Annotated in this window: 13 protein-coding genes; 5 read left to right on the plus strand and 8 right to left on the minus strand. The window is 57.8% G+C overall.

Going from position 1 to position 13,366, the window contains the following annotated elements; genetic code table 11:
- Window positions 1-50: 50 nt before the first annotated feature.
- The 4 genes from HB780_RS13285 to HB780_RS13300 form a co-directional block, all read right to left on the minus strand.
- Window positions 51-932 carry a hypothetical protein gene (locus HB780_RS13285; RefSeq protein ID WP_183688413.1) on the minus strand — a complete coding sequence of 294 codons (882 nt, stop codon included), beginning with the start codon at window positions 930-932 and terminating at the stop codon, window positions 51-53.
- A gap of 161 nt (window positions 933-1,093) precedes the next feature.
- The gene (locus tag HB780_RS13290) at window positions 1,094-1,696 is read right to left on the minus strand and encodes a general stress protein (protein WP_183688415.1); all 603 of its coding nucleotides are present in this window, start codon (window positions 1,694-1,696) and stop codon (window positions 1,094-1,096) included.
- Between the two features lie 39 nt (window positions 1,697-1,735).
- Window positions 1,736-2,053, minus strand: coding sequence for a PepSY domain-containing protein (locus HB780_RS13295; protein ID WP_183688417.1), 318 nt, complete (start codon window positions 2,051-2,053; stop codon window positions 1,736-1,738).
- 151 nt (window positions 2,054-2,204) lie between these two features.
- Window positions 2,205-2,573 carry a response regulator gene (locus HB780_RS13300; RefSeq protein WP_183688419.1) on the minus strand — a complete coding sequence of 123 codons (369 nt, stop codon included), beginning with the start codon at window positions 2,571-2,573 and terminating at the stop codon, window positions 2,205-2,207.
- 345 nt (window positions 2,574-2,918) lie between these two features.
- Between HB780_RS13300 and HB780_RS13305 the strand changes: the two genes are divergently transcribed.
- The 5 genes from HB780_RS13305 (at window position 2,919) to HB780_RS13325 (ending at window position 7,001) form a co-directional block, all read left to right on the plus strand.
- Entirely contained in the window at window positions 2,919-4,421 is a 1,503-nt protein-coding gene (locus tag HB780_RS13305) for a helix-turn-helix transcriptional regulator (protein WP_183688421.1), read from the plus strand.
- Window positions 4,422-4,618: 197 nt separating this feature from the next.
- Window positions 4,619-4,798 (plus strand): CsbD family protein, encoded by a 180-nt coding sequence (locus HB780_RS13310; protein ID WP_183688423.1) that lies wholly within the window; start codon window positions 4,619-4,621, stop codon window positions 4,796-4,798.
- A 50-nt stretch (window positions 4,799-4,848) separates the two neighbouring features.
- Complete coding sequence (locus HB780_RS13315; RefSeq protein WP_183688425.1) at window positions 4,849-5,127, plus strand: BON domain-containing protein; 279 nt, start codon at window positions 4,849-4,851, stop codon at window positions 5,125-5,127.
- A 244-nt stretch (window positions 5,128-5,371) separates the two neighbouring features.
- The gene (locus tag HB780_RS13320) at window positions 5,372-6,829 is read left to right on the plus strand and encodes a PAS domain S-box protein (RefSeq protein ID WP_183688427.1); all 1,458 of its coding nucleotides are present in this window, start codon (window positions 5,372-5,374) and stop codon (window positions 6,827-6,829) included.
- Window positions 6,822-7,001, plus strand: coding sequence for a hypothetical protein (locus HB780_RS13325; protein WP_183689724.1), 180 nt, complete (start codon window positions 6,822-6,824; stop codon window positions 6,999-7,001). Before HB780_RS13320 ends, HB780_RS13325 begins: the two co-directional genes overlap by 8 nt.
- A gap of 295 nt (window positions 7,002-7,296) precedes the next feature.
- Here HB780_RS13325 and HB780_RS13330 read toward each other — a convergent pair whose 3' ends face one another.
- The 4 genes from HB780_RS13330 to HB780_RS13345 form a co-directional block, all read right to left on the minus strand.
- Window positions 7,297-8,118 (minus strand): oxidoreductase, encoded by an 822-nt coding sequence (locus HB780_RS13330; protein ID WP_183688428.1) that lies wholly within the window; start codon window positions 8,116-8,118, stop codon window positions 7,297-7,299.
- A 252-nt stretch (window positions 8,119-8,370) separates the two neighbouring features.
- Window positions 8,371-9,009, minus strand: a complete 639-nt coding sequence (locus tag HB780_RS13335) for a TetR/AcrR family transcriptional regulator (RefSeq protein WP_286202945.1) — start codon at window positions 9,007-9,009, stop codon at window positions 8,371-8,373.
- A 127-nt stretch (window positions 9,010-9,136) separates the two neighbouring features.
- The gene (locus HB780_RS13340; protein ID WP_183688432.1) at window positions 9,137-12,247 is read right to left on the minus strand and encodes an efflux RND transporter permease subunit; all 3,111 of its coding nucleotides are present in this window, start codon (window positions 12,245-12,247) and stop codon (window positions 9,137-9,139) included.
- Window positions 12,244-13,359 carry an efflux RND transporter periplasmic adaptor subunit gene (locus HB780_RS13345; RefSeq protein WP_183688434.1) on the minus strand — a complete coding sequence of 372 codons (1,116 nt, stop codon included), beginning with the start codon at window positions 13,357-13,359 and terminating at the stop codon, window positions 12,244-12,246. The genes HB780_RS13340 and HB780_RS13345 overlap by 4 nt, the downstream gene beginning before the upstream one ends.
- Window positions 13,360-13,366: the final 7 nt, after the last annotated feature.

Consider the following 13,366-nt stretch of genomic DNA (forward strand, 5'->3'; position numbering starts at 1 on the left):
CGAAAATCGCTCGGGGTAGGGCCGCCTGAGAGAGCAGGCGGCCCTACTTTTCAAACTGCTTTCATATCATCGCGTTCGCGACCGCCGATGACGGCGGCAACGGCGGCAATGAATGCGCCGATCAGGAGCGACAATGTCCCGAAAAGAGCGAGCTTGGCGCCGGCCTTGCGGGCGGCCTCTGCAGCTTGCTGAGCCTTTTCCTTGGCGACTTCGACGTTCTTCAGGATCGTGTCCACTCGCGTTTTCGCCTCAGCGTCGGACAGGCCCGTCTTCGCAGCCACAAGCTGTGTCAGATAGGTCTGGTCATCCGAAGATATGCTGCCGGACGCCGCGCCATTGGCAAGGATCGTGGCAACCTGCGCCGCTGAGGTGTCGGCGACGTTTGCATTTGCCGGAAGCTTCCGCGGATCGGCCGGACGCAGCAGGCTGTCGACGAAGTAGGAGCTGCCTCCCATGCTCTCGCCAGCTTTGGAAACCGCCGCGGTGGCCGCACCTGACGTTACTGTGGAAGCGGCTTGCACCCCGGCACCGACGATCGATGAAAGGGCCGAACCGAGAACACCAACGACAACCAGCGTCGCCAATGCCCAGGTCAGCAGACCATGGGCGGTGTCACGGAAATAAACCTCATCCGTATGGACCGACACCCATTTCGTCCGAAGGCGGCCAGTCAGGTAGCCGCCGATACCAGCCGACAGCCACTGGACAATGATGAGCCAAACAGCCGCCGAGATCGAAACGGTGGCGACCGTTGCACTTTGCGAGGACCACGGCGACACCATGGTGAGGCCGAGGCCAGATCCGAGCAGCGTCAGGATCAGTGTTACCCCGGCAGCAGCCAGCGCTCCTGCAATGATCGGGCCCCAATTCACGCCAGAGGCGGATGATTCAGACCCAGCGGTGTACGCAGCGTTTGAGTCGATTACTGTCATGACGCGCTCCTATCGCACGAAGAGCATGATGAGGATGATAATCGGAATCGGAATGCCGAGAAACCAGAGAAGAATGCCGCGACCCATGAGAGCCTCCTGTGTTTAAGACTAGGTTGGTAAGAACGGAGGGTCCTGACCTCTAAGGTCAGGACCTGATTTCATCAGACGCCAGGCTGGCGATAGCGGTCTCGTTCTCCCTCGATGGCCTCCGGGCCGTACGGATCAAGGGTATCGTCGAACTTGCGCCACCCTTGCTGGGTGTATGCATCGCGACGCGCGGCGGGATCGACCCAGTTCGAATGTTTGAGAATCGTCTCTGCGTTGAGCGCAACGGCGTCATCGACCTTCGCCGTGACCAGTGTTCCGCCGCGACGGACACCTTCTGCATAGACATGCGCGTCAGCTTCCGGGATGCCGGAATCAATCAGGGCACCGATGAGGCCACCCGCTGCACCGCCGGCGACTGCGCCAGCGACGGCTCCGACCGCGGTTGCCGCAAGCCAGCCTGCGGCGACAACAGGCCCTACGCCTGGAATTGCCATCATGCCCAGGCCCGTCAGCAGACCGCCCGCGCCACCAACGACCGCGCCAAGCCCCGCACCCGTACCGGCGCCATTGGCTGCACCCGAATGATCCTCGTGACGATCGTCAGCGTTGTTCGAGATGATGCTTATCTGTTCTGACGGCACACCAGATCTCTCGAGAGCATCGACCGCAGTCTGCGCATCCTTGTAGTCGTCAAAAAGTCCTGAAACTGTTTTCATTGTAGTCTCCTGAAACTGATAAATTCGGACGCGCGGCAATCACATCGCGACGATGTTGCCCTGGTAGTCGAGGGTGACAGAAACGGACTTGCCATCCTTCATTGCGCTGGACTGCCAGACGCCCTTGTCATCGAGCTTGAGCGCGGTGACGCCGCTATACCCCGCCTTCTCCATGCGTTCCTTGGCCTGTGCCTGGGTGAAGCTGTTATGGCCCGCGACGGGTGCTGTCGGGTTCTTGGTGCCAGGGGTGGCGACGGCCGGGGTGTTGGTATCGTTCGACGGGGTCGCGGATGTCTGGGCGACAGCCGTCAGCGCTGACGCTCCAAGGAGCGCCGCGGCGAAAATCATCGTTCTCATTGTGTTTCCTCACATTGCCGGATCTTCTTCACGAGACCCGCAACGCTACAACCACGCGGAGAGCAATTGGTTCCGGTCGGGCCGGACGATTGGGGGAGGGTAGGTGGTCTTGGAGATATTCATGTACGATTTACCGCCGCCCCGCCCGCGCTCAGGCTGCTACCATTTCCCGTATTGTGCTGATGATTTTTTCGGGATCGTAGGGCTTGCTGAAAAACCGCCCGTCGATTGGAAGATTCTCCTCCCGAATGTGCTGGTGGCCAGATGTTACGATGATCTTGATGGGCGGCCAGCGCTTCCGAACAGCGGCCGCCAGCTTGAGCCCGTCCATGCTTCCGGGCATGTCGATGTCGGTGAACAGAGCCTGAATTTCTGTGTGTTCCACGAGGATGATAATGGCGTCGTCGGCGTTTGCGGCCTCGAAGACCAGAAACCCGCCATCCTCCAGAGCACCGGCAATGTCCATCCTCATCAGCGGTTCGTCCTCCACGATGAGAACGGCAATACGGGCATTGGCCATTGAAATCTCAATTCTCTTTGGCCACCTCTTTTCGAAAGCTGGTGACGGCAGGGGTGAATCGGCGCGGTTCAAGGCAGGCATCAGAACATACCTAACGCGGCTCGCCTCGAAATTGATCCGTGCTCATCCATGTATATCGACAGTAAGCGCGCGGTGACCATCGGCGGCTTCCGGCAAGCCGACGGATCACAGGCGTTTATTCTTTCATTTTCTGCCATTGAGCTTCACTGGCCGCAATGCATGGCTTCACTCGATTATCTCGGATAAACCGGAACAAATCTCGACACATTTCTCTTATCGTAACATGTCTCTATCCAACCCAAGAGAACCGATGTGAGGATTTGCATGACCGATGAGCCGCAACGGCCAGATGTGAACAGGAATGTACTACTGGAACTCGTCGGCAGCTTAAGTGACGGCGTCATTCTGATTGATCCAAAAGGCGGGATCTCCTGGGCAAACAATGCCGCGCTTCAAATGCACAGGGTTTCCGCAATCGAGGAGCTTGGCGGCGATGTCGCCGGCTACCGAAAAGCCTTTACGCTCCGCTACCGCAACAACCATCTCCTTGACGAAGGTCAATATCCCATAGAGCGCCTGCTCGACGGGGAGACGGTTGACGAGGTGACGGTCAACATATCGCCAGCCTCCGACCCGGAACTTGTCTGGGTTCACACAATTCGCAGTTTGATCATCGTTGACGCCAGCGCTCGACCAGACGTCCTTGCGCTCGTGATCCGGGACGAGACGCCGCTGTTTGAGGCTGAAGAGCGCTTTGAGCGCGCCTTCAATGCCAATCCCGCGCCTGGCTTGATTTGCCGCCTTGACGATCTGCGTTTCATCCGCGTCAACCCTGGTTTCGTAGAGATGACGAACTATGCCAGGGAAAAGGTCATTGGAAAGACCGTCAATCAGCTCGGTCTCTTCGACAACTGTGACACGGGCGAAGATGCCCTTTCGAAACTTATGGAAGGCAGGCTGATCCGGCAGCGGGAGGCTCTGCTTCCTCTGCCCGACGGTAGCGACCGCCTCGTGATCGTTGCCGGCGAACCGATCGCGGTGGGCGAAGAGCCATGCATGTTGTTCACATTCGCCGATCTCGATGCGCGGCGAAAGGCGCAGAACGCACTTCGCCAGAGCGAGGAACGGTTCTCGAAGTCGTTCAGGCTCTCGCCCGCGGCCGCAGCGATCTCACGTCTCGACGATTTCGTTTTCACAGAAGTCAATGATGCTTTCGTGCAGCTCACGGGCTACGGCGGTGAGGAGGTCATTGGAAAGACGGCAAGCGAGTTGCACCTGTGGGACAATATTGCCGCCAGGCGCGCCGTGGAAAAGAAGCTTACCGATGCTACAGTGGTTCGCGGTGAGGCGATGCGGATGAAGCAAAAGGATGGTGGGGTTGCGGATTGCCTCGTCTCCGCCGAGCGCGTCGAGATCAACGATCAGCAATGCGTGATCTGGTCGCTGCAAGATATCACCGAACGCAAGCGCAGTGAGGAAGAGCTGGTCGAGGCCATCGAAAGTGTTATGGCCGATACCTCCTGGTTCAGCCGCTCGGTCGTTGATCGTCTCGCGACATTGCGGCAGGTGTCGAGTGGCAAGGCGCCCTCTGCCCAGTTGCTCGACCTCAGCGATCGTGAGAAGGAGATTCTGGCTCTGATCTGTCGCGGGCAAAGCGACGTGGAGATGAGCGAGACGCTTCGTCTGTCCAGGAACACCATCCGCAATCACGTCGCATCGCTTTACGCCAAGATCGGCGTGAACCGGCGAGCCGCCGCTGTCATCTGGGCCAGGGAGCGCGGTTTCACGGGCGCTTCGTCACCTTCCAAGGGGCCCAAGTCAAACTGATGACCCGATGCACTCGCAGACTTTGTAGGGCGCTCATGGGCAAAACGATGCCGACAGATCGAAAAAAGGCTAATTCCTACTAATCTACCTAGTACTTCCTGATCTGCAATCCACCGATCTGACTCTCTAATTCTTGTGTCATGGCTTCGGTCGAAAGCCCGACGCCTCTTCTAGACTCAACCAAAGGAGACGAGACGATGGATAAGAACCGTATCAAAGGTGCAGTCAAGGAAGCAACCGGATCGCTCAAGGAGGCCGCTGGCAAGCTGACCGGCAACGATCAGCTGCAGGCAGAGGGCGCGGTCGAGAAGACCGAAGGCAAGATCCAGAGTAAAGTCGGCAAGGCCAAGGATGCCGTGAAAGACGCTCTTCGATGAGGTGACAGCCGCCTGAATTCCGATCATGCGATCTCACGGAGGCACCCTCGATGCTCTTTCTGGCGAAGCTTTCATCGCTGACGACCATGTCAGATGGGTGTGCGACCTGTGCAGCTATCCGCTGCCTCATTGCTTATGCCGACGGGCTCGAAGGTTCGAGGATCGACGTGGCCGTGACAGAAGGCACGATCGTTCTCTCGGGCGTCGTGACAACCGCTCAGGCGCGTGAGACAGCGATTGCGATTGCCGGCGAGTATGCCGGCGCTCGAGTCATCAACAACATCGTCTTACAGGCAGATATGGCAGAGCTTTCGGCTCGCCGTAACTGACCATGAAGGCCAATGAGCACGGCCGCGTTCACGACTGTGCCCAAGCTGCAAAGGAAAATATATGAAAGGATCATCATCACAGCCGCGGCCGTTTCCATGGTCTTCGGTTCCGGCGCTAGCGCGCTCTTTTCTATCCTGCCAGCTGAATACGATACTCTGCGATGGTGCTTTGACTTCAGGCGAAGAAGATCTACGCTTGGCAAACTGCAGTATGTGAACATTGCCGGGTAATGGAGCTTACGGGATGAACCATCTGTCGACCAACGAGAAAGACACGGCCAGCGAGTATGTCGACGTTTCCGCCAGAAGCGGGTCGATGCCAAATTTGCTTCACCATCCGCTGGAGCTTCAAGACGTCCTCGAAGCATTGCCGGAGGCTGTCTACACGACCGATGCAATCGGCCGGATCACGTTCTGCAACAAAGCGGCAATCGCGATGTGGGGTGTCAGCCCCAAGCTTGGAGAGAGCAAATTTTGCGGCTCCTGGAAGCTCTACTGGCCTGATGGGGCGCCTCTGCCGCACGACGGATGCCCGATGGCAATCGCGTTGAAAGAGAAATGTGCGGTCAGGGGACTTGAAGCGATTGCCGAACGTCCGGATGGCACACGCGTTGCGTTCCTCGCATTTCCGACTCCGATTTTTGACACCGCCGGGAACCTTAAAGGCGCAGTCAACATGCTCGTCGATCTGACCGATCGCACGGTTGCGGAGGAGGCGGCCCAACGGTTCGCGGCAATCGTTGCGTCGTCCGACGATGCGATCCTTGCTAAAGACTTGAACGGCAAAATCGTCAGCTGGAACCGGGGCGCCGAGCGTCTATTCGGTTACACGGCGGAGGAAGCGATTGGCCAGTCCGGTCGCATGCTTATTCCCCTGGATCGACAGAACGAGGAACCGGAAATCCTGGCTCGCATCCGCCGTGGCGAACGCATCGATCATTACGAAACGATCCGGCGCCGAAAGGATGGTGGTCTCGTCGAAATATCATTATCGGTCTCGCCGATCAAAAGCCGCGAGGGCCGCGTCATTGGTGCATCCAAAATCGCGCGCGATATCACCGAGCGCCGGCGGGCTGAAGAGCAACAGCATCTGCTGATCAGGGAGATGGACCACCGGGTCAAAAATCTGTTCAGCATCGCAAGTAGCGTTGTGTCCTTAAGCGCGCGAACTGCAAAGACACCAGGCGAGCTCGCATCCGCTGTTTCAGCCCGATTGAACGCATTGGCGTCGGCACATGCCTTGACGGTCCCTCGCACGTCTGAGGCAGCCACTCGAAGCGAGCAGACGACCACGCTACATGCCCTGATCCGAACGATTGTCGCGCCCTACGATGTCAGCATCGACAACCGGCAATCGCGGGCCATCGTTACGGGTCCCGATATTGCTATTGGCGGCAGCGCGGTTACGAGCTTTGCATTGCTGTTGCATGAATTTGCAACCAACGCAGCGAAATATGGAGCTCTTTCCAACCCGGACGGACGCATCGATATTGTGTGCCTCGAGGAGGGGGCGAACTTTATCCTGACGTGGACCGAGAGCGGCGGACCACCGGTCGATCGGCAAACCGACGGCGATGGTTTTGGCAGTATCCTTGCCAAGGCGACGGTCGGCAGTCAACTCGGTGGTGAGATCTCTCGAGAATGGAAAAGCGAAGGTCTGTCGGTTCGCCTTATGGTGAAGGCAGATCGTCTCGTTGCCTGATAAAGCTGGCGATCGAAGACATATCGCCGGGCGGTTTGCGGTTGCCGATGTCGGCCGTCTACCGGGCCAGAAGCTGCTTCCCGCCAAGACGCGCGCCTTCGTCGATTTCATCACCCACGCATTCCGCGCTCAGAAGCTGAAGCAGGTCGTGGATCGACCGTGCCCGCGATAGTCTGGTTGTCTCATTCGGCAATGGGGTTGCGAAAGATATACAGGCAGTCCGGGCAGCGATCGTCTCACCGTGGTCCAACGGACAAACCGAGGGGCAGATCACCAAGCTCAAGCTTGTGAAGCGCCTGGGAAAGAGCTGACCCAGAGAGCCCGAGGTTCACACGGTGGTGGTCACAGATCAGCATCCAATATCGCTTAACAAGTTTTTGGTGCCTTGCTAACCGGGTCGTTCCACATATGCGTCTGACCCAATATTCAATGCCGTTTGACAGATAGGTCCGTGCAGACACCTCAAACTAGGACGATCGGTTCTTGCTGAAGCCGAATGTCTTTCGCAAACTACGATCCACGGCACCTGCTGGCATAAACCTGCGCAAACGACTTAGAAGTGTCGCTTGTCCGCCGACCGGCTGACGCAGCCTGTAGGGACTTTCGATCACTGCCCGGATTTTCTCCGCCACTATCTGTGGAGATGGTGCTGATTTGATTTGATCCTGCACTGCTTCGATCGTTGCTTCAACCTGGGCGGTATAAACGCCCAGCGGCGCCTCCGTATGTGCAGCGTTTAGATCAAGCTTCGTGTTCGTGAACGTGGGTTCAAGCAGGACCACGCGCACGTTAAACTCTCGAATCTCGTGATCAAGAGATTCGGACAGACCTTCAAGGGCATGCTTACTACTCGCGTAAATGCCCATGAAGGGCGCGGGCAGAAAGCCCAAGACGGAGCTAACATTGATGATAAGTCCGCTTCGTGCAGCGCGCATGGAGGGCAAAACGGCGCGGATCATACGCAGGGGGCCAAACACATTTGTGTCAAAAACCAAGGCGGCTTCCGGGATCGCGGTATTTTCGATTGGGCCGAGAAGGGAAACGCCGGCATTATTGATCAAGACATCAATCCTGCCAGCCTCCGACAAGACCCATTCAACGAATTTTGCAACGGATTGCTCGTCCGTCACGTCCACGGTACCGAACTTCACGCCAGGAATGGGGTTCGCACGCCGAGAGTCGCGCGCGCCGCCAAAAACCTGGTAGCCGTTCTGCGCGAGAAGACGGGCGGACGCCGCACCAATGCCCGAGGACGCTCCAGTTACAACAACGACTTTCTGTTCGGGCACTATGGCCTCCTATATTTTTGGCGATCCAATGGGCCGGGTCAATCATCCCGGCGGCTGGATGGAGTTGAACAATTAAAGATTTCGATCGACATCTAATGTGACGTTAGATGTTAAACGAAATCTAAAATCAAGCGCTTTTTTTGAGGAGGTGAGGATTGTGTCTGTTGAGTGATGCCTATTCACAATAGAATTGCGAGCTGTCAGACAGCTCCAGCTCGATTTCGAGATACCACATCAGCATGGGTGAGATTGTCACCGGCTTCCATGAACTGCTGGATCAGACCTACCAAGAGCCTTCATGATGAAGTTGATTTGCGCTTGCAGGGCGGGCTCAGTGTTACAATCGTGTCGAACACATTGCTCAATCAGAACCGGGTGGAAGAACGGCATGAATGCTGCCATCATCGCTTGAGCCGAGCCTGCGGCATCCTGAGGCTGCAACTCGCTCGTTTCCAGACCCTCGAGAATGACTGCTTCGAAGATATCAACCAGTTTCTGGGCGTGCGTTTTCATGATCGCCCAGCTCTCATCCATTGCAGAGACAAGCAGCTCGTGCATGGGTCTGGCTTGCATCAACATTTCCTTACGGTGCTGATGAAGGGCATACAGGATCTCGACAAGCCTTTCGCTGGCCGCGGTATTTTTCAGCGCAATTTCCAAGGCCATCTGCACGGTCTCGTTGACAAGGCGTGCGCAGATCGCGCTGTCAATTGCGTCCTTCGAAGGGAAAAAGCGGTAGATGTTTCCGCGACTCATTCCGACGGCCGAGGCAATGTCGGCCACCGTTGTTTTATGGTGCCCGATGTGGCGGAAATATTTCTCCGCCGCATCCAGGATGCACTCACGCGTCTCCTCCGCTAAGGCCTGCCCCGCCGTATCCGGTGGGGTCAAAGCCACCTCCGGATTTCTTAGAGGTTCGCACTTTCTTGTCCAGACGCGCATCTTAAGTCTTCGTGAACGAGTAGACGGCCAAAGGCACCAGACACCTCCAAGGCTTACATTGGCTCACCGCGCGACACTACTCGGCGGCCATTACTGTCGGGGATTCCCGTCCTTCGGTCGCTTCTCCATGGTTGTCATCCTTCGCTGGCTTGATCCGGAACCACACCGCATACAGTGCCGGGAGGAAGAGTAGGATCATCACGGTGCCTGCCGCTGTGCCGCCAATCAGCGTGTACGCCATCGATCCCCAGAACACCGAATGGGTCAAAGGTATGAAGGCCAGGATCGCTGCGAGTGCGGTCAGGATGACAGGACGTGTCCGCTGCACCGTCGCTTCAATCACAGCGTGATAGTCATCGAGACCGGCCGCCTGGTTTTCCTTGATCTGCTCGGTCAGGATCAGCGTGTTGCGCATCAGGATACCTGCCAGTCCTATCAACCCGAGGATGGCGTTGAATCCAAAGGGCTGATGGAACAGGAGCAGCGTCGGGACCACGCCTGCCAGTCCAAGTGGCGCCGTCAACATGACCATCGTCATCGTCGACAGGCTGCGCACCTGGAGGATGATGACGATCAGCATGGCCGCGATCATGAGCGGGAAGACCTGGACCAGCGCGACATTGGCTTTGAGCGACTCTTCGATATTGCCACCCATCTCGATGCGGTATCCGACGGGAAGCGATGCGATCAGCGGCTGAAGTGCCTTCATGACCTGCTGCGAGACCTCTGGGGGCTGCGTCGCCTCGTTGATATCGGAGCGTATCGTAATCACCGGCGTGCGGTCTCGGCGTTTCAGTATCGGCTCCTCGAACCGGATCTCGGAATGCCCGATCTGATCGAGTGGAACCTGACGGCCATCCCTGCTCATGAGCGAGAAATCGCCCAGCCTTGAAGGATCAAGCCGGTTGTCACCTGCACTTCGTGCGACAACGGGCACGTTGCGGATATTGTCGCGCACCTGGGTAACGGGAATGCCGCTGAGCAGCATCTGCATCTGCTGGGCTGCCTCGGAGGGCGAAAGACCGATCAGATTGAGCCGATCCTGATCGGGGACATACCGCAGCACCGGAGTTCGGTTGCCCCAATCCCGGTTGGCCTGCCGGACATCAGGAACGCTTTTCATAATGGCGAGGGCTTGCTCGGAAATCTTGTAGAGCTCGTCCTGATCCGGTCCCATGATCCGAAACTCGACGGGGAACGGCGTGTAAGGCCCGAATACAAGCTGTGTTACACGAACGGACGCCTCCGGAACGAGCCCCTCCGAGATAGCCGCACGAAGACGATGCTTCAGCTCCTCGCGTGCGTGAGCATCCGGAGTGAGCACAACGACCTTGGCGAAAGCAGGATCGGGCAATTCGGGCGCCATGGCAAAGAAGAAGCGGGGTGCGCCCTGCCCTATATAGCTGGTGACGATTTTTGTTTCCGGCTGCGTTTTGAGCCATCCTTCGACTTTCTCCACCGCGGCTGTCGTGGTTTCGATGCTCGTGCCCTCGGGCATGCGAACCTCGACCAGCACTTCAGGCCGATCCGATGTCGGGAAGAACTGTTGTTTGACGCTTCCCATGCCGACGACTGAGACAGCCATCGTGATACCGACCACGGCGCACACCATGAATTTATGGCGAACCGCGAACTCGATGACCGAGCGCAGGCGACGGTAGTTCGGCGTATCATAGATGGCGTGATGACCGCCCTCTACCGGCTTAATGTCAGGCAACATTTTCACCCCGAGGTAAGGGGTAAACGTCACCGCGACGATCCAGGAAACGATCAGGGCGAAGCCGACGACCCAGAAAATGTTGCCGGCATATTCACCGGCGGTCGATCTCGCGAAGCCCACGGGCATCAGCCCGATGATGGTAACAAGGGTGCCGGATAGCATCGGCGCAGCCGTATGGCTCCAGGCGTAAGCCGCCGCCGTGATGCGGTCCATGCCCTCCTCCATCTTCACCACCATCACCTCGATGGCGATGATGGCATCATCAACGAGAAGGCCCAGCGCAAGGATCAACGCGCCGAGCGTGATGCGGTCGAAGAACCGGCCGGTTTCCAGCATGATGAGGAAGACGACCGCAAGGGTTAGCGGGACAGCAAGCGCGACAACTATGCCCACGCGCCAGCCGAGTGCGATCAGGCTTACAAATAGCACGACGCCGAGTGCCATTGCGAACTTGAGCATGAACTCGCCGACCGCCTCATCGATGTTGACGGCCTGATCGCTGACTTTCGTGAGCGTCATGCCAAGCGGCAATGTCTGCGCGATCGCGGCGGACCGAGCTTCAAGCGCCTTGCCGAGCTCAAGACCATTCCAGCCCTGTTGCATCACTGCGCCCAGCATAATTGCCGGCTCGCCCTCATGGCGGATGACGTAAGTCGCCGGATCTTCATAGCCGCGCCGAATATCGGCCAAGTCGGAGAGTTTTAGAGTGCGTCCAGCTGCAACGATCGGCGTATCGGCGATCGCCTGAACACTGTTATAGGCCCCATCGAAACGGATAAAGACCTGCGGGCCTTTTGTGTCGATCGAACCGGCGGGCGTGACTGTGTTCTGTCTTTGCAAAGCTGCGGCGATATCCTGTGCGGATATTCCAAGTGTTGCGAGCTTGGCATAGGAAAATTCGACGAAGATCTGTTCGGGGCGCTCCCCCAGAATGTTGATTTTCTTGACGCCCGGAACATGCAGGAGATCCTGACGGATGACCTCCGCCTGCCGCACGAGGTCGCGCATCGGCATACCCTTCGCCTTCAGTGCATAAAGGCCAAAGCTGACATCGGAATATTCGTCGTTGACAAAGGGTCCGATAACGCCGGGAGGAAGATTTCGGGCTTCGTCGCCAAGCTTTTTGCGGGCCTGATAGAACTCTTCTGCGACGGCGCTCGCCGGAGTATTATCCTTGAGTGTTACCGTGAGGTAGGCGTAGCCTGGCCGTGTAGTCGTTTCGACCCGGTCATACCATGTGAGTTCCTGAATGCGTTTCTCAAGCGGTTCGGCGACAAGGTCCTGCATTTCACGCGCGGTGGCACCCGGCCAAACTGAGGTGACCGTTAGCGTCTTGATGGTGAAGGAGGGGTCCTCGGCGCGACCCAGGTTGATGAAAGCATAGGCTCCTGCGGCGGCCAAAAGAACGATGAAGAATAGTGTGATGGCGCGTTCGCGAACCGCAATGGCGGAAAGGTTGAAGCTCATTTCTTCACCTCTTGCTGCGAGGCAATCCTGACAGCCGCACCATTTTCCAGAAGATGCGCGCCCAGAGCGACAACCTGCTGGCCAACTCCGATTCCGGTGATAAACGCGGTCTCCTCGCCGATCCTCTTGATTTCAACCGGGGTGAACTTCACCGTGGAGGTGCCGCTGTCGACAACCCACACACCCGTGCGGTTACCGTCGTCCAGGATGGAGCCTACGGGAACAGCGACCTCCGACTGCCTGCCCGCGTCCAGGATGCTAATCGTCACTGTGGAACCGAGTGGGGCAGAGGCGGCAGCGCCATTGAGAACGTACCGCGCTTCGTAAGTGCGGGTCTGGGGATCGGCAGCATCCGAGATCTGTCGCAGCTGAGCTTTTCCGCTAAGGCCATCGCCTCCATAGACGCTGGCTTCCACTTCGGACCCCACTTGGGGCCGCAAAGTCTCAGGTAGCCAGACGACGGCTTCACGCGGTCCTGCTTGGGCGAGCTGAACCACCGTCTGGCCCGCAGCCACCACTTGTCCGGGATCTCCTAGCGTATTGACGACCGTTCCGTCCGAGTCTGCAAACAGGACGGAGTAGGCCGCTGCATTTTCTGCGACCTTGGCGTCGGCTTCAGCCGCGGCAAGCTGTGCTGTGGCCGTGTCGAGTGACGCTTTCGCCTGTTCATAGCGTTGAGGTGTGGCAGCCAACCCGTTCTTTACCAGTGCCGCATAGCGTTTCTCGTCGGCTTGTGCCTGGAACAGAACAGCCTGCGCTGCAACGACCGTATTACGTTTCGCTGTCAGGGCGAGCTGAAGATCTGTTTCATCAATGTGCATCAGCGGTTGACCTTGTTTCACCTGCTGACCCACATCGACCAGCCGCTGGACGATCTTGCCTGGAACCCGGAACCCGAGGTTGCTCTGTATCCGGGAAGCGACCGTGCCGGTAAAGGACCGCTCGGCTGTTTCAGTCTTCTTTGCCTCCGCCACCATGACCAACGGGGTAGCTGTCCGCGGGTCTGCAGCCAGGGCTTCCCGTCCGGACGTTTCGGAGATTAGGAAAAAGGCCGCGGCGGCAGCCGCTGCTGCCGCGATTGCTACAGAGGCCAGAGCATATCTGCGTTTCATTTTGAGT

Source organism: Rhizobium lusitanum (assembly GCF_014189535.1).
In the GTDB taxonomy this organism is placed as follows: Bacteria; Pseudomonadota; Alphaproteobacteria; order Rhizobiales; family Rhizobiaceae; genus Rhizobium; species Rhizobium lusitanum_C.